Here is a 17151-nt window from a genome sequence, read left to right as displayed (position 1 = left end):
GTCATGATATTTCAAGATTTAGGAAAAATAGAGGAAGCCATTACAGAAAGTTCTGTTTGGGAGAAAGTGCAATCCTTTTTAAACTTACATGTTGACTTAACTAAAGAGATTTCGATATCTGTTTTAGATTTACTTGTATTAACTACGGTAATTTTTATTACTACCATAGTGTTAAGGATAATATATCGCATTCTAACTCGTAAAATACCAGAGAACGATACAGGAAAATTTCAGGTGGTATTTGGCTATTTTAGGTGGTTAATTTATGTAATCATCCTTCTTGTCACTTTAGATTCTATTGGCATTAACCTTAATGCTGTATTCGCAGCTTCAGCAGCATTGCTTATTGGTGTTGGTTTGGCGCTTCAAACATTTTTTCAGGACATTATTTCTGGAGTTTTTATACTAATTGACCAATCAGTTCATGTTGGCGATATCATAGAACTTGACGGAAAAGTGGGGCGCGTTGAAGAAATTAAACTACGGACAACAAGAGCAGTGACCATAGACAACAAGGTTTTGGTAATTCCAAATCATTTGTATTTAACAAATACGCTGTACAATTGGACTCAAAACGGAACATTGACCCGCGAGAGTGTAGACGTAGGTGTCGCTTACGGCAGTGACGTAGAATTGGTTAAAAAGTTATTAATTGAGGCCGCTAGGAGTCATGAGTCTGTTTTAGGGTATCCAGAGCCTTTAGTTCTGTTTACTAACTTTGGCGATAGTTCGTTAAATTTTAGATTAATTTTTACTTTAGACGATAGTTTTATAGGAGCTATTCCGAAAAGTGAGATACGATTTACAATAAACCGATTGTTTACCGAGAATAATATTACCATACCCTTTCCTCAAAGAGATATACATATCAAACAAGGCAATTAATGAAGTTAGCACAAGTCATAATTATCAAGCTTTTTTTAGGGTTAGCCTGCTTTTTAATATGCCAAAGAATAAATGCCCAATTGACGGATTTAGCTCGCCTAGAGTACTCATTTATTCCCAGCAGTAAATCCGAAGACCAGTACACGCGTCTTAGAGCTTTATTAAATTATCCTATAAAGGTTGGAGACGAAAATTATCTTGTTGTAGGGGCAGAATATAATAGGATATTACTAAACCTTGAAGAAGATTATCCGTTTAACACACAGGAATTAAGTGCGCTAAATATTATTGATTTAAATCTAGGTTACACTTTTAAAACAGGAGAAAATACAAGACTAGGTTTTAAAATCAATCCACGTATTGCCTCTACACTAAATGGTACGGTGACTATGGATGATGTGTTTCTTAATGGAGGCGTATTTTACATTAAAGACAGAACTAAAGCAGATGATTTAAAAAAGCCATATAGATTGGTATTAGGATTAACTTATAATACCACAGCAGGGATACCTTTTCCTTTACCATTTGTAAATTACTTTAGGCAAATCAACAAAAATTGGTCGTTTAGTGCAGGAATCCCCAAATCTAATCTTAAGTATTATTTTAATAGTAGTAGTATCTTACAGCTGTTTACAACCTTAGATGGTTACTTTGCAAACCTGCAAAGTCCAATTGTAGTTGATGGCAAAGAGGCAACAAATATATCCTTGTCTGTAGCAGTAGGAGGACTTGGGTACGAATATTGCTTTACAGATAATTTGGTAGCCTACATGTACTCGGGTTTTACCTTTAGATTAAACAACATTCTTAGAAATAGTGATAGAGATAATATTTTTCAATTAAATCAAAGAAATGCTTTCTATCTTAGAACGGGAATAAAATTTAAAATATAATATGCAACATATATTAATTATAGAAGATGAAGCGGCTATTCGTCGTGTACTAGTAAAAATTTTATCTGAAGAAAGTGATACCTACGCTGTTGAAGAGGCCGAAGATGGATTGGCAGGTGTAGAAATGATTAAAAAGAAAGATTACGACTTAGTACTCTGCGATATAAAAATGCCTAAAATGGATGGTGTTGAGGTATTAGAGGCTGTGAAAAAGATAAAACCAGAAACGCCAGTGGTTATGATTTCTGGTCATGGCGATTTGGATACAGCTGTAAACACAATGCGTCTCGGTGCTTTTGATTATATCTCTAAACCACCAGATTTAAATCGTCTTTTAAATACCGTACGTATTGCATTAGATAGGAAAGAATTAGTTGTAGAGAACAAAAGACTAAAGAAGAAGGTATCTAAAAAATACGAGATGATTGGAGATAGTCCTGCCATTGGTCGTATTAAGGAGATGATAGATAAGGTAGCGCCAACTGATGCTCGAGTTTTAGTCACTGGACCTAACGGAACGGGTAAAGAACTTGTTGCGCATTGGTTACACCAGAAAAGTGAGCGTAGTAAAGGCCCAATGATTGAGGTTAATTGCGCGGCAATTCCTAGCGAGTTAATTGAAAGCGAATTATTTGGTCATGTAAAAGGTGCCTTTACCTCTGCGGCAAAAGACCGTGCAGGTAAATTTGAAGCTGCCAATGGCGGTACCATTTTTCTTGATGAAATTGGAGATATGAGCCTTTCTGCCCAAGCAAAAGTATTACGTGCACTTCAAGAAAGTCGTATTCAACGTGTAGGTAGCGATAAAGATATAAAAGTAGATGTCAGAGTTGTAGCAGCTACAAACAAAGATTTAAAAAAGGAAATAGAAGACGGTAAGTTTCGTGAGGATTTATACCATCGTCTAGCTGTAATACTTATAGAAGTTCCAGCCCTAAACGACAGACGAGAAGATATTCCGTTATTAATAAATCATTTTGCAAAAAAGATTTCTGAAGAACAAGGCTCAGCACCAAAGTCATTTTCTGATAAAGCCATAAAACTGCTTCAAAATTACGATTGGACTGGTAATATACGAGAGTTGCGTAACGTTGTAGAACGTTTAATTATTCTTGGTGAAAAAGAAGTTAGCGAAGCCGATGTTAAATCTTTTGCGTCTAAATAATTTATTGACATTCTTCAAGTAGCTTAATATAATTTCTAGCTAAACGGATTGATTTATTTAGATATAGAATTTTCAACGCATCTATGTTTTTTTCTGCAATATCAATCATTTCATTTGGCTCATTGATTTTTCCAGAGCAATTGCAAGATTTTAACAAAGAATTGTAACTACTAATACTAGCTAGAACTGTTGCCTTGTTGCGCTTAACAAACTCTAGTTTTTCGAGTTGGGCTTTCTTTTTATTTTGTTTAATAAGTTGTTGTTTTAGTTCTTGTTCTTTTTTCTCAAGAACTTCTTGTTGTTGTTTTAAAGCGTCCTGCTGTTCTTCTAATTTAGATAAGTCATTTGTATTAGAATCTTCTGAAACTTCGCTACCATTGTTTAGGCTACATAGGTTATAGGCATTAAAAATTTCTACACTAGTCTCTTCAACCTTAATTAGGTGTGCCTTTGCTGTCGCAAAATCTTCAGTCAATAAGGCAGATTCTAAATGTATTGTAATACTCTTGGATAAATCGTACGCAGCATCACAAGTTATAAAATCGGTATTAGCAACAAGTTGGTCAATAGCATTTTTAGAGCGATTTGCATAGTACTTTAAATTCCCTAGATTATAGGATTTATGTCCAGAAACTGCGTTTCGACTGCATTTTCCTAAAATAACATGTACATCTTGAGCCGTTGCATAAAAACATAAAAATAGCGGTAGGATAAGTAGGTAATACTTCTTCATAATTTGGGGTTTGGTTTGGGTAAAAACGAAAATACTAAATCTAAATAGCTAGACAACTTTTAAGAGAAATAATCGATATACGGTAGTTTCTAGACCTAATATTTGTTTTCCGATGTAGCGTCACCTTACAATTTTTTATAATTACATTATATTTAAGGTTTAGTTTCAAAACATTAGTAAATAATAAACCGTTTTTATGAAAAGCATTAGTACGGACGAATTTAGAATTTCAGCACCAATTAAAATCAATGAGCTTACTACTAAGTATAATTTAGAAGAGGAAGAGAAAGTCATTGAAAAGAAAATGAATAAGCTCAGTAAAAAGCTTGCTGATATTCAAAATACTATGTATGCGCATGGTAAATATTCGGTTTTAATGTGTATTCAAGGTATGGATACCGCTGGGAAGGATAGTTTAATAAGAGAAGTTTTTAAAGAATTTAATGTTAGGGGAATTGAAGCACACAGCTTTAAAAAACCAACCGATTTAGAGTTAAAACACGATTACTTATGGCGTCATTATTTGGCTCTACCAGCACGTGGAAAATTTGGAATTTTTAATCGAACACATTACGAAAATGTTCTTGTAACGCGCGTGCATCCCAATTACTTGTTGTACGAGAATATGCCAGATATCCAGTCAGTAGAAGATGTTACTTATGATTTTTGGCAACGTCGTTTTCAAGAAATAAATAATTTTGAAAAACACATTGCAGATAACGGAACTATTATTTTTAAGTTCTTTTTAAACTTATCAAAAGATGAGCAAAAAAACAGACTGTTACGTCGCTTAAACAAGCCAGATAAAAACTGGAAATTTGAAGCTGGAGATTTAAAAGAGCGCAAACTTTGGGACAAATATCAAGACTGTTACGAAGATGCGTTAAACAACACGTCCAAAGACCACGCACCATGGTTTAATATCCCAGCAGATGACAAGCCAACCGCGCGATATATTGTTGCAAAAATCTTGTACGATACACTAAGAGAATACAAAGATATCGTTGAGCCAGTAATGCCAAATGACGAAAAAGAAAATATAGAATTATATAAATCCCAATTAGAAAATGAATAGAATAGCAGCCTTTATTTTTACGTTTTTAAGCATTTCACTTTTTGCTCAAGACGATGCCGCAACATTAAAAAACATCTACAAACAATCCTTAACCAATGGGCAAAGCTACGATTGGTTAGATTATTTATCTAACGAAATCGGAGGTCGTTTGTCGGGCTCTGAGAATGCTCAAAAAGCAGTAGAATATACAAAAGCTGAACTAGAAAAATTAGGACTTGATAAAGTTTGGTTACAAGAAGTTATGGTCCCAAAATGGGTTCGTGGCGAAAAAGAAGAAGCATATATTATAGTTGGTAATAATGATTTGAAAATTAAAGAATCTGTTAATATTTGTGCTCTTGGTGGTTCAACAGCGACTTCTGATAAAGGTTTACAAGCCAAAGTTGTTGAGGTCAAAAGCTTTGAAGAGCTCGCTGAGCTTGGTGAAGAAAAAGTCAAAGGCAAAATTGTATTCTTCAATGGCGCAATGCAAGCAGATTTAATCAACACGTTCGAGGCTTACGGCGGTTGCTCAAAGCAACGTTATGCTGGTGCTTATGAAGCATCAAAATTAGGTGCTGTTGGTGTTATTGTTAGGTCATTAAATTTACGTCAAGACGATTTTCCGCACACAGGAAGTATGGGCTATTTAGACTTACCAGAAGATAAGCGCATTCCCTCTGCAGCAATAAGTACTAATGATGCCAATACGCTTTCGGAAATAATTGCAAGCGGAGCAAACCCAGAATTTTATTTCAAACAAAGCTGTCAACAATACGATGATGTTTTATCGTACAATGTTATTGGTGAAATCACAGGAAGTGAATTCCCTAACGAATTTATGGTCGTTGGTGGACATTTAGATTCTTGGGATTTGGGCGACGGCTCGCATGATGATGGTGCAGGTGTTGTACAATCTATGGAAGTTTTGCGACTACTAAAAGAAAGTGGAATAAAACCAAAGCGAAGCATCCGTGTTGTATTATTTATGAATGAAGAAAATGGTCTTCGTGGTGGTCGTAAATACGCTGAGATTGCCAAAGAAAAGGGTGAAAACCATATTTTTGCTTTAGAAAGTGATTCAGGCGGATTTACACCTAGAGGTTTTAGTTTTGATTGTAGTGATGCTAACTTGGCTCAAATAGAGCAATGGCGTAGTTTATTTAAGCCTTATCTTATTCATTTTTTCGAAAAAGGATACAGTGGTGCAGATATTGGTCCGCTCAAAAACGATAATATTGTTTTAGCGGGTTTAAGACCCGATTCTCAACGTTATTTCGATTATCATCATGCCTCTAATGATACATTCGATGCAGTTAATAAACGTGAATTAGAATTGGGTGCAGCCACAATGACCTCACTTGTATATTTGTTTGATAAATATGGTGTGAATCAAATTAAAAATGTACCTCAGATAAAAGATTAATTAGACTTTTTTTGAGCAATTTTTTGTTTTTGAAGTTCTTTTTGGCGTTTTTTAGCCAAAAGGTCTTCATTAAAATATACACCATCGCCATGCATGTCGGCTGGAGTTCTGTGAGTCATGTAATTTTCGTTTTTATCTTTTTTCATTTTTTCCTTTAATATAATATATTGAAGGCTTAATCTCCGTTAAAGAAAGTATAAATGGTCTTAAAGAAATATAAAATAATCTGTGTTGTATTGGTTTCAATGGTCGGAAATTCAGTTTTATCAGCGCAAAGCAAAAAAGAATTACCATACTACGAAGTACCAGAATATTCAAAAGAATTTACAGCAGGAACTATGGCGGCTCGGATGGTTGATGCTTTGGGCTTTCGGTTTTATTGGGCGTCTAAAGATTTAACCGAAAAAGATTTAGCTTACAAGCTTAATTCTGATGGCCGTTCAACAGCTGAAACATTTGACCATATTTACGATTTGTCTAAAATCATTGTCAATTCCACTTTAAAAAAGGCTAATTCTAGAGGAGAGAAAGAAGAAATGACTTATGAAAAAAAACGTGCAGCAACCTTAAAGAATTTAAAAATTGCGGCGGATATTCTTCGCGAAAGCAATGACATTTCTGAATATAAAATCATTTTTGGAGAACAAGAAATCCCATTTTGGAATCAAGTTAATGGACCAATAGCCGATGCCATTTGGCATTGTGGACAGCTAGCCGTTTACAGACGTGTTACTGGCAATCCTATAAATCCGAAGGTTAATCACTTTACTGGGAAAGTAATGCAGTAACTATTAAAAAATAATTTACATGAGTTTAAATAGTAAATTTATAAAATCAATTCTTATACTATTCTGTTTTGTAGCCCACTCTCAAAATGAAAGTAAAGAACTACTCTTCAAAGTTGTTGATAAGGAAGATAATTTTCCAATTGCTTATGCTACTATACAATTTAGAGTAAGCCCTAATGGGATTATTGCTGATGAAGAAGGCGATTTTAGAGTTCCTTATAAGTATAAAGTTATTAATGACAGCCTTATTATCACGTCTATTGGGTATAAGACCAAGATAGTTGACTTGGAATCTGTAAAGGATAATAAGATTAATTTGATTCTCATGGAATCTAAGACCGAAGAATTAGACGAAATTATTATAACAACCAAGAAAAAGGATACCGATTTTGGCCCAGGTGCAAATGCAATAGTTCAAAAAGCTATAGAAAGGATTTCAAGCAATTATCCTATAGAACCTTTCTCTTACATCAGTTATTATAGAGATTATCAGCTTATTGATAATGTTTATTATAATATGACTGAGGGTATTATAGAATCTTTTGATCAAGGCTTTCAGACAGATAAAGTAAAGTATTATAAGAATAAAGATGCTTTATATAGTTATAAAGTTAATAAGGACTTCCCCGTAGACTCATTGTTAGCAAATTCAATTTATAATGATACTAAAGAAATAAAGGATGCAAATATGCGGAGCACTCTTGATAATGAGTTAAGTATTTTAAATATACATGATGCTATAAGAAATTATAACAATGATAGTTTCTCTTTTGTAAATGTATTTAAAGAGAATTTTATTGAGAACCATGATTTAACAAGAAGAAGAATAACTTATTTAGATGATGAACCATTATATGAAATAAGGTTTGTTGCTAATGATATTGCTTCAGGAAAAACATATGATTCTAAAGGAACTATCTATATTTCTAAACAGGATTTTGCTATACATAAGTTCAACTATTCGCTTTTTAAAAAAGATGAGAATACTCCAGTTTTTGAAGTTGTTATAGAGTATAAAAAAAGGAACGAAAAAATGTATCTTAACTATATTACATTCAATAACAACTTTATTATAAAACAAAAAGATGCTTTTAGAATTATCAAGGCTGACTTCGATTCTGGTGATAAGTCGTTTTATCTTACTTTCAATAAGAAAATAGATGAAGCATCTATAAAACGAAAGAGCAATATAAAACTATACTATAAGCGTCAGAAAATGTTAATTAGTAATGTCGCTTTACACAGCGATAAAGTCATAAAAGTTGAACTCGCTAATTGGAATTCTAGCATCACAGATGATAGTAAAATTAATGAGTCTGATTTTAGTTATAAATTAAAAAACATTAAAGATAAAGCTGGTTTTAAGATTAATAAACTCACTAAAATTGAAGGGTATCAATTTAGAGAATTGTTTGTGCAACAAGTTAATATTGAAAAAGCTCTAGATGAAAATTTGATATATATACAAAAAGATAAACCTATTTATCGCACTAGAGTAAATAAAAGTATCATAGTTGAGGATTTCTGGCTCAATTCACCTCTTAAAACAACGAAGGACTAAATTTGTTGATGTATAAATTAAATTGTTATCTCTATTTGCTTATTCAAAATATCCTCAAATGTTTCTCTTTCTCTAATAAGATGCGCTTCGCCATTATGGATTAAAACTTCAGCAGGTCTGTAACGTGAGTTGTAGTTGCTTGCCATTGTAAAGCAATAAGCACCTGCATTTTTAAAGCATAAAATATCACCTTCATTTATTTCTGAAATTCTACGGTTATTAGCAAACGTATCCGTTTCGCAGATATAACCAACAACAGAATAGAAACGCTCGCGACCTTCAGGGTTAGAGATATTTACAATTTCATGCTGAGAACCGTAAAGCATTGGTCGTATAAGATGATTGAAACCAGAGTCGATTTGTGCAAAAACAGTAGAGGTTGTTTGTTTAACCACATTCACTTTTGCCAAAAAGACTCCAGCTTCACTCACTAGAAATTTACCTGGCTCAAAGGCCAAGGTCAACTCTTTTCCATAGCTAGAGCAAAATTCATTAAATCTTTTGGAGAGTTTTTCCCCCAATTCTTCAATATTGGTTTCTATATCTCCGGTTTTGTATGGTACTTTAAATCCTGAACCAAAGTCTATAAAGTCAAGATTTTTGAAGTTTTTTGCCGTTTCAAACAAAATTTCACTGGCGTAGAGAAATACATCAATGTCTAAAATATCACTACCAGTATGCATATGTATACCGTTGATATTCATTCCTGTATTTTCAACAATACGCAACAACAAAGGAATTTGATGGATTGAAATCCCAAACTTACTATCAATATGTCCAACAGAAATATTTGTATTTCCTCCAGCCATAACATGCGGATTAATACGAATACAAACAGGGACTTTTGGGTGTTTCGTACCAAATTGTTCTAAAATAGAAAGATTATCAATATTTATCTGAACACCCATTTCTGCCACTTCTTCAATTTCTTGCAATGACACGCCGTTTGGAGTAAATATGATGGATTCTGCGGCAAAACCTGCTTTTAAACCTAATTTTACCTCTTGTATGGATACCGTATCTAATCCAGAGCCTAAAGAATTAAATAATTTTAAAATTGAAATATTAGATAGTGCTTTTGCGGCATAATTTAGTTTTAAACTCTTAACACCTTTAAATGCATTTTTAAGTCTGTCATATTGTGTAATTATTTTTTCTGAATCGTATACGTAGATAGGACTACCAAATTTTTCTGCTATTTTCAAGAGCTGCGTATTCATTAATTTTTTATTCAAATGTATTTGTTTTAGGAATATTGAAAGCTTTTTTCAGAGATAAAAATCATATTTAAAACAAAATGTTAATTATATAACATTTGAATTACGCTCTCTTTTTTACTTTGTAAATATTAGCGTAAGTAATAGCTATTAATTATTTTTGCGCAACGAATAAATTTCTGATTACAAATGAATCTACACGAATATCAAGGTAAAGAATTATTAAGCAGTTTTGGTGTACGTATCCAACGTGGTATTGTAGCACAAAGTGCTTCTGAAGCTGTTGAAGCAGCTAAAAAATTAACTGAAGAAACTGGTACAGGTTGGCATGTTATAAAAGCACAAGTTCACGCTGGTGGACGTGGAAAAGGTGGAGGCGTTAAGCTTGCTAAAAATCTACAAGAAGTAGAAGAATTATCTGGACAAATTATTGGTATGGATTTGGTAACACCTCAAACGTCTGCTGAAGGTAAACGTGTACACCAAGTTTTAGTTGCTGAAGATGTTTACTATCCTGGAGATAATGAGCCAGAAGAATATTACATGTCAGTACTTTTAAATAGAGCAACAGGAAAAAATATGATTATGTATTCTACTGAAGGTGGAATGGATATCGAAACCGTTGCAGAAGAAACACCACATTTAATCTTTACAGAAGAGATTGACCCAGCTTTAGGTCTTTTAGGCTTTCAAGCGCGTCGTGTGGCATTTAACTTAGGCTTATCTGGTACAGCATTTAAAGAAATGACAAAGTTTGTTTCTGCTTTGTATACGGCTTATGTGAAGTCTGATGCTTCTTTATTTGAAATTAACCCTGTATTAAAGACAAGTGATGATAAAATCATGGCAGTAGATTCTAAAGTAACTTTAGATGGCAATGCCTTATTTAGACATAAAGATTTAGCAGCTTTGCGCGACAAACGTGAAGAAAACCCTATTGAGGTTGAAGCTGGTGAACTAGGTCTTAATTACGTAGATTTAGACGGTAACGTTGGTTGTATGGTTAACGGTGCTGGTTTAGCTATGGCTACCATGGACTTGATTAAACAAGCTGGTGGTGAACCTGCGAACTTCCTTGATGTTGGTGGTACCGCCGACGCAGCTAGAGTAGAAGCGGCTTTCAAAATTATCCTTAAAGACCCAGCTGTAAAAGCAATTTTAATTAATATTTTTGGTGGAATTGTACGTTGCGACCGTGTAGCGCAAGGTGTTATTGATGCTTACAAAAATATGGGTAATATTAATGTACCAATTATTGTACGTTTACAAGGTACAAATGCAGACATTGCCAAAGAGTTAATCGACAATTCTGGGTTGGATGTCTTAAGTGCAACAGAATTTCAAGAAGCAGCAGATAAGGTTCAAGCTGTATTGGCTTAATCTCTAATTTTAGATATAATTAAAAAGAGCAACTATTTAGTCGCTCTTTTTTTGTGGTTTATTTTCACCTTTTTTAGGCATTGGACCTCGAAGATGAATAATAAGTCCGTTTAAAAAGTTACGCAAAATCTGGTCGCCACATTCCATATATTTTGGGTGGTCTTCACGTCTAAAAAAGGCACCTAGCTCACTCTTGGTAATTCTAAAATCTACAAGCGCCATGATTTTTACAATATCATCATCTCTTAATTTGTGTGCTACTCTAAGTTTTTTAAATATGTCGTTATTGGTCATCTTATTTAACGGTTTAACCAGAGATAGGCATCTCCAAAATATTCACCCCAAAAGGCTTCATTGTGTCTACCACCTTTTACGATAGTATTTTTTATTTGATTCTCTTTAATTCCTTTTTCTTTTAGGATTGTTACCATGCGTTCTACATTAGATACCATATTTTGGCCCTCTTCTGCGCCAACAAGGAAGTAAAATTTCTTTAATGCAGATATGTCCGTAGTTTTTACAAAATCATAAATCTGTTCATTTATCCAAAACGAAGGAGAAAATACACCAGCTTTTCCAAAAGTATCAGGATATTTTATCACACCATAAAATGAAATTAAACCGCCTAAAGAAGCCCCAAACAGTGTTGTATGCTCAGCTGATTTAATAGTTCTGTAGGTAGAATCGATATGAGGTTTTAAGGTGTTTTTTATAAAATTAAGATAATTATCTCCCAATCCACCACCGTACTTTTCGTTAGTGTAAGGAGTAAGTTCATCAATGCGTTTTTCGTTACCATGCTCTATACCAACAACAATACTATTTTTAGTTCTTAGTTTATCCAAAAATTCATCAACTTTCCATTCTCCGGTATAAGACGTTGCATCGTCGAAAATATTCTGTGCATCGTGCATGTAAATTACAGGATAAGAAATTTTAGAGCTATTATAATTTTTAGGAATATAAACCCATATTGTCTTGCTAGCATCTAATTGAGGCGCTTCAATATCAAAAGATTTAACTTGTTCTGATGCTGTATTCTGAGGAAACGCTTGGAATGTTTTAAGCAGAAGAAATAAGAAGAATAAAACGGCGTATCTCATAGATATTTAGAAAGTTACAAATGATAAAGGTTTAAAAATACCGATTAAATACATGAAACTTTTCGACAAGATACAATTTATGACTGACAATAAAATCTTACATCTATTTAAATTTGTATAATTCAAAAACCCTCGGCATACCCATATATGATTAATCGCGTTGAAAAATTAAGTTTGTTATCAGAAATGATAGCTTTTGCTCAGAACGGAGAAAATATAAACTCTATAGAGCATAAATTTTTAAGAAGTATTGCTAGACAGTTAGAGATTTCTGATGACGATTTTTATTATCTTTTCAAGCATCCTGTAACCTATGTCAACTTAAAATCGCATAGTGAGCGTATTGTACAATTCCATAGGTTAATTTTATTAATGAATTTAGATCAAAATGCTTCAAATAAGCAGTTGATTAAAATTCATAATTTCGGACTTAGAATGGGTTTAAGCCAAGAAGCAATAAATCGTGTTCTGGATTTAATGGATAGCTTCCCTAATAAAATTGTACCTCCAGATTTCTTAATTGATATTTTTAAAGTACAATACAACTAAAGACATTATTTTACTTTTAGTTTTTCTAGTCGCTCCTGATAGGCTGTTATTTCATCTCTAAAACGAGCAGCCTCCATAAAATCTAGAGCTTTCGCGGCCTTCTCCATTTGTTTACGCGTGTTTCTTATTTTCTTTTCTAATTCACTTTTTGTTAAGTATTTAGATTCTGGCTCTGCTGCTAGTTTAGCATCTAATTCAGTTTTATAAGTACTTACCGAGTTTTTTGCTAAGGCACTATCCAAACTCTTATTTAATGCTTTGGGAGTGATATTATTTTCAGTATTGTAGGCGATTTGTTTTTCTCGACGGTAATTGGTTTCATCTATTGTTTTTTGCATACTCTGCGTAATAACGTCGGCATACATAATGGCCTTCCCGTTAAGGTTTCGAGCTGCTCTACCAACTGTTTGAGTAAGCGAGCGATTACTTCGAAGAAAACCTTCTTTATCAGCGTCTAAAATGGCTACAAGAGATACTTCAGGTAAATCTAAGCCTTCCCTAAGAAGGTTGACACCAACTAAAACATCGAAAATCCCTTTACGTAAATCTTGCATAATTTCTACACGCTCTAACGTATCAACGTCACTATGAATGTAACGACAACGAATTGAGATTCGGGTTAAATACTTTACCAATTCTTCCGCCATACGCTTGGTCAACGTTGTAACCAATGTGCGTTCATCTTTTTCTACCCGAGTTTGTATTTCTTCGATTAAATCATCAATCTGGTTCAAGCTTGGACGTACTTCTATTATTGGGTCCAATAGCCCAGTTGGTCTTATCACTTGCTCCACATAAACCCCATCAGTTTTTTGCATTTCGTAATCTGCTGGAGTTGCAGAAACGTAAATAACTTGATTTTGTAATGCTTCAAATTCTTCAAACTTTAGCGGTCTGTTATCCATTGCTGCTGGCAAACGAAAACCATACTCAACTAGATTTTCTTTTCGGCTTCTATCTCCGCCATACATAGCGTGTACTTGGGATATGGTCACGTGGCTTTCGTCAACGACCATTAAATAGTCCTCGGGAAAATAATCTAATAAGCAGAATGGACGTGTGCCTGGAGCTCTGCCGTCTAAATAACGTGAGTAATTTTCGATACCAGAGCAATAGCCTAATTCTCGTATCATTTCTAAATCAAACTCCGTACGCTCTTTTAGACGTTTGGCTTCAAGATGTTTGCCAATATCTTTAAAGTAGTCGTGTTGCTTTACTAAATCATCCTGGATTTCTCTTATAGCATTTTGAAGTACATCTGGAGACGTTACAAACATGTTTGCAGGATAAATATTCAATCTATCATAACGCTCAATTATTTGATTGTCATAAGGATTAAAAGCTTCGATTTCTTCAATCTCGTCTCCAAAAAAATGAATTCTGAAGGCATTGTCTGAGTATCCTGGAAAGACATCTACCGTATCACCTTTAATTCTAAAGTTTCCGTTTTTAAAATCAGCTTCGGTACGCGAATACAAACTTTGAACGAGCATGTGCAATAGCTTAGTCCTAGAAATCACTTGGTCGCGTTCTAAAGTGATAACGTTTTTCTGAAATTCAACAGGATTCCCAATACCATACAAACAAGAAACGGAAGCCACTACCAAAACATCTCGACGACCGGAAAGTAGGGAAGATGTGGTGCTGAGACGCATTTTTTCAATTTCTTCATTTATAGATAAATCTTTTTCGATATAAACCCCAGAAACGGGAATGTAAGCCTCAGGTTGGTAATAATCGTAATAAGACACAAAGTATTCTACCGCATTGTCTGGAAAGAACTGCTTAAACTCCGAGTATAATTGTGCTGCCAAGGTCTTGTTGTGCGCCAGAACCAAAGTTGGTCTTTGCACTTTTTCAATAACATTAGCAACCGTAAAGGTCTTACCAGAACCTGTTACGCCAAGAAGTGTTTGGTATCTCTCGTTATTGGTTATGCCATCTGCTAATTGTTTGATGGCTTGTGGTTGGTCACCAGTTGGCTTAAATTCGGATTTTATCTTAAAACGCATAGCGCAAAGTTACGATAAAGATGAGCAGGAATCAATTAGCGTTTTAAGGCAAAATGCCCTGTAAAAGTTCTACCATCTCCAAAGTTTGCAGTAAACCAATAGTCAGAATTTGGCATTAAAGTACCATTGTAATTACCATCCCAACCAGAGCTTCTAGAGTCTTGCCTCGTCATGAGTTTTCCAAAACGGTCATAAATTGTTACTTCTAGATCTGGATATAGCTGAAAATTAATACCATCTAACTGCCAAAAGTCGTTTTGTCCATCGCCATTTGGGGTGAAGAATTTAGGAAAACCAAGTACTGAAAAAATTTCCGAATCTATTCCACAACCATTCTTATCACGAACAAAAACTGTGTGAAATCCCGGTAGTATGTTGTTGAATACATTTTCATCTTGATAAGGACCATTTTCATTGTCAAGTGCATATTCATAATCACCAAGGCCAGAAGCGACAATTGTAATAGTATTTATAGTATCTGAGCCAATTACATCAACAGCATCTATCTGAGCAATTTCTGATGGTACTACTATAATATCTCTAGTGTTACTACAGCCGTTAGGGTCTGTAATAATCACAGTGTAAGTACCTATTTCATTAACATCTATAAAAGAAGTGGTCGTGGTTAAAGGTGTTCCGTTTAATTGCCACTCGTAATAATAGTTGTTAGGTAAATCGTTAAGGACTCCACCAAAAAGTCTTATGGTTTCAGGAAAGGTGTTTGTACAATAAATTACAGTTATATCTTCTGAAACTGCTGGTGTAAATTTTACTTGTAAGTCCACTTCCGAAATTGCATAACACACATCATTATTTTCAACTTTTACAAATATGGTTTGAAAATCTGGAACACTATTATCAAAGTTTATAGTTAATGAATTGTTTCCTGTAAACGCATCGTTTTCCGTTTCGAAAAAATTAATTGTAGCACCTGTTGGTATTTGACTATCAATAGCAGTAATGACTTCGTTAAGGTCAAATGTTGTTAATCCGTCAAGCTCTCCAAAATCACAAGCTTCAATGGTAGGAATATTAAGTGTATTATTCGAAATTTGAAGCTCTAATTCTGCAACATCAAAACATCCAAATGGATTTTCTACTCTGGCGTAGACAATTTGATTCGGTATGGTATTTTCAAAGCTTGTAGGTGTCTCAATAGGGTTAATATTATCGATAGCTTCCATTTCCGATAAAAAGAAATTGCTTACGGTTAAATCAGGATCGTTATTACGAATGTCTGCCGCCAACTCTAACAAATTATAAAAGGTAAGTCCGTCTTGGTTGGCATCGCATTCCACCTGAATTACGTCTGAGCCTTCGGGATTTGGGCTATATTCTATAGTTATTTCTCCATTGGCCACGCACGTACCATCTAAGTTAACTTCTAAGGTATAAATGCCGGGTTGAGTCACTTCGTAGGTGCCACAATTAGTACAACCTACTGGGTCAGATTGTACAAGTACACCGTCCCTATACCAATCGTAACCGTTATTTCCTGATATGGTACCATCTAACAAAAGTGTTTCTCCTTCGCACAAAGGATTATTAGTTGCCAATAATCTATTTTGTCCTAAATCTCTAGAGGCCTGAAAACTACCTGCTTCAAGAAATACAGCTGAGTCAAATCTAAAATTTTGTTCGTCGGCAATCACCAATTTTATAGTGTATTCTTGACCTGAAATTATATCTGCAGTTGCTGTTAAAACTGCAGTTTGTCCATTGAAATTTATCGGTGACATAGCACCATTAAATCCACCAAAAAAAGTTTCATTCTGTGATGGGCAACTTCCTGATATGCCAGGCGTCACTGTTGTAACTTTTACAGGTGTGTTAGTACCAGGTATCACTGCGATGTTTTGAAAAGGCTGGGAATTATCAGACGGTTTAATTAGAAAGCCAAATAAATCTGAAAAGATACACGTATTAGAATTATTTTCTTGATATTCTTCTGATGCGAAAAGATATCTAAAGCTTATTTGATTGGTAATTGCTGTAAAATTAAATTCTAAAATGGTTGCATTAAATGTGTTATTTTCATCCAAAATCTCCTCTAAATCATCATCGCCATTCCAATTTGGAGCGTCATCATCGCTTAACGAGTTGTTTGGTCCAGGAACATTACTTAATCGTCCGGTACTCATCACTATACCACTTTCAAAAGGGAAAGTAGTTCCAGTACCATCAAAAAAACCATAACTGAATTCAACGCCTCCAAAGTCTCCACTTTGCGCATTAGTTACAACCACATTGTCGATGCAATCACTGTCTATCAAGATATCTTCTATAAGTTCTTGTGGATTGTATAATTGACTATCAACTGTAATGTTTTGAGAATTACTAAGTAAAAAGAAGAAAAAGCTAATAGCAAGAAAGTAATACCGCATT

General features: G+C 34.3%; 16 protein-coding genes. 9 read left to right on the top strand and 7 right to left on the bottom strand.

The genetic code is table 11. The features are described from left to right. Positions 1-3 precede the first annotated feature (3 nt). Genes DFQ05_RS10045 through DFQ05_RS10035 form a run of 3 tightly spaced genes read left to right on the top strand, consistent with a single transcriptional unit; the run spans position 4 to position 2943 of the window. Positions 4-885: a mechanosensitive ion channel family protein gene (locus DFQ05_RS10045; RefSeq protein ID WP_132705279.1), complete on the top strand. Its 882-nt coding sequence runs from the start codon at positions 4-6 to the stop codon at positions 883-885. Then, positions 885-1778, top strand: a complete 894-nt coding sequence (locus tag DFQ05_RS10040; protein WP_241974252.1) for a DUF6268 family outer membrane beta-barrel protein — start codon at positions 885-887, stop codon at positions 1776-1778. Before DFQ05_RS10045 ends, DFQ05_RS10040 begins: the two co-directional genes overlap by 1 nt. Before the next feature lies 1 nt (position 1779). Next, positions 1780-2943: a sigma-54-dependent transcriptional regulator gene (locus DFQ05_RS10035; RefSeq protein ID WP_132705278.1), complete on the top strand. Its 1164-nt coding sequence runs from the start codon at positions 1780-1782 to the stop codon at positions 2941-2943. Position 2944: 1 nt separating this feature from the next. Here DFQ05_RS10035 and DFQ05_RS10030 read toward each other — a convergent pair whose 3' ends face one another. After that, a complete protein-coding gene (locus tag DFQ05_RS10030; protein WP_132705277.1) occupies positions 2945-3676 on the bottom strand; it encodes a hypothetical protein in 732 nt (243 codons plus the stop codon). A gap of 196 nt (positions 3677-3872) precedes the next feature. Between DFQ05_RS10030 and DFQ05_RS10025 the strand changes: the two genes are divergently transcribed. Further along, on the top strand, positions 3873-4751 hold the full coding sequence (locus DFQ05_RS10025; RefSeq protein ID WP_132705276.1) for a PPK2 family polyphosphate kinase: 879 nt from the start codon (positions 3873-3875) through the stop codon (positions 4749-4751). After that, entirely contained in the window at positions 4744-6156 is a 1413-nt protein-coding gene (locus DFQ05_RS10020) for a M20/M25/M40 family metallo-hydrolase (protein WP_132705275.1), read from the top strand. Before DFQ05_RS10025 ends, DFQ05_RS10020 begins: the two co-directional genes overlap by 8 nt. Here the strand turns inward: DFQ05_RS10020 and DFQ05_RS13600 are convergent. Then, positions 6153-6302 (bottom strand): hypothetical protein, encoded by a 150-nt coding sequence (locus DFQ05_RS13600; RefSeq protein ID WP_158281908.1) that lies wholly within the window; start codon positions 6300-6302, stop codon positions 6153-6155. The genes DFQ05_RS10020 and DFQ05_RS13600 overlap by 4 nt on opposite strands. Before the next feature lie 54 nt (positions 6303-6356). Between DFQ05_RS13600 and DFQ05_RS10015 the strand changes: the two genes are divergently transcribed. Together DFQ05_RS10015 and DFQ05_RS10010 are read left to right on the top strand one after the other, a co-directional pair. Beyond that, positions 6357-6944, top strand: coding sequence for a hypothetical protein (locus tag DFQ05_RS10015; protein ID WP_199221987.1), 588 nt, complete (start codon positions 6357-6359; stop codon positions 6942-6944). A 19-nt stretch (positions 6945-6963) separates the two neighbouring features. Continuing rightward, entirely contained in the window at positions 6964-8505 is a 1542-nt protein-coding gene (locus DFQ05_RS10010; protein WP_132705274.1) for a carboxypeptidase-like regulatory domain-containing protein, read from the top strand. 17 nt (positions 8506-8522) lie between these two features. On the opposite strand, the gene lysA is transcribed toward DFQ05_RS10010, so the two are convergent. Next, entirely contained in the window at positions 8523-9725 is a 1203-nt protein-coding gene (gene lysA, locus DFQ05_RS10005) for a diaminopimelate decarboxylase (RefSeq protein WP_132705430.1), read from the bottom strand. A 186-nt stretch (positions 9726-9911) separates the two neighbouring features. Here lysA and sucC point away from each other — a divergent pair, with 186 nt between their 5' ends. Beyond that, entirely contained in the window at positions 9912-11102 is a 1191-nt protein-coding gene (sucC, locus tag DFQ05_RS10000) for an ADP-forming succinate--CoA ligase subunit beta (protein ID WP_132705273.1), read from the top strand. A 36-nt stretch (positions 11103-11138) separates the two neighbouring features. On the opposite strand, the gene DFQ05_RS09995 is transcribed toward sucC, so the two are convergent. Both DFQ05_RS09995 and DFQ05_RS09990 read right to left on the bottom strand, forming a co-directional pair. After that, complete coding sequence (locus DFQ05_RS09995) at positions 11139-11396, bottom strand: DUF1456 family protein (protein WP_132705272.1); 258 nt, start codon at positions 11394-11396, stop codon at positions 11139-11141. Positions 11397-11401: 5 nt separating this feature from the next. After that, on the bottom strand, positions 11402-12205 hold the full coding sequence (locus DFQ05_RS09990) for an alpha/beta hydrolase (RefSeq protein WP_132705271.1): 804 nt from the start codon (positions 12203-12205) through the stop codon (positions 11402-11404). Between the two features lie 147 nt (positions 12206-12352). Between DFQ05_RS09990 and DFQ05_RS09985 the strand changes: the two genes are divergently transcribed. Further along, complete coding sequence (locus tag DFQ05_RS09985) at positions 12353-12754, top strand: TerB family tellurite resistance protein (protein ID WP_132705270.1); 402 nt, start codon at positions 12353-12355, stop codon at positions 12752-12754. 5 nt (positions 12755-12759) lie between these two features. On the opposite strand, the gene uvrB is transcribed toward DFQ05_RS09985, so the two are convergent. Beyond that, positions 12760-14766 carry an excinuclease ABC subunit UvrB gene (uvrB, locus tag DFQ05_RS09980; protein WP_132705269.1) on the bottom strand — a complete coding sequence of 669 codons (2007 nt, stop codon included), beginning with the start codon at positions 14764-14766 and terminating at the stop codon, positions 12760-12762. Positions 14767-14801: 35 nt separating this feature from the next. Next, positions 14802-17150 (bottom strand): T9SS type B sorting domain-containing protein, encoded by a 2349-nt coding sequence (locus DFQ05_RS09975; protein WP_132705268.1) that lies wholly within the window; start codon positions 17148-17150, stop codon positions 14802-14804. Position 17151 lies beyond the last annotated feature (1 nt).

This window comes from Winogradskyella wandonensis (genome assembly GCF_004346845.1).
Lineage (GTDB): Bacteria > Bacteroidota > Bacteroidia > Flavobacteriales > Flavobacteriaceae > Winogradskyella > Winogradskyella wandonensis.
The sequence above is the reverse complement of the archived record's forward strand: the minus strand, read 5'-3'. Positions and strand labels throughout refer to the sequence as shown.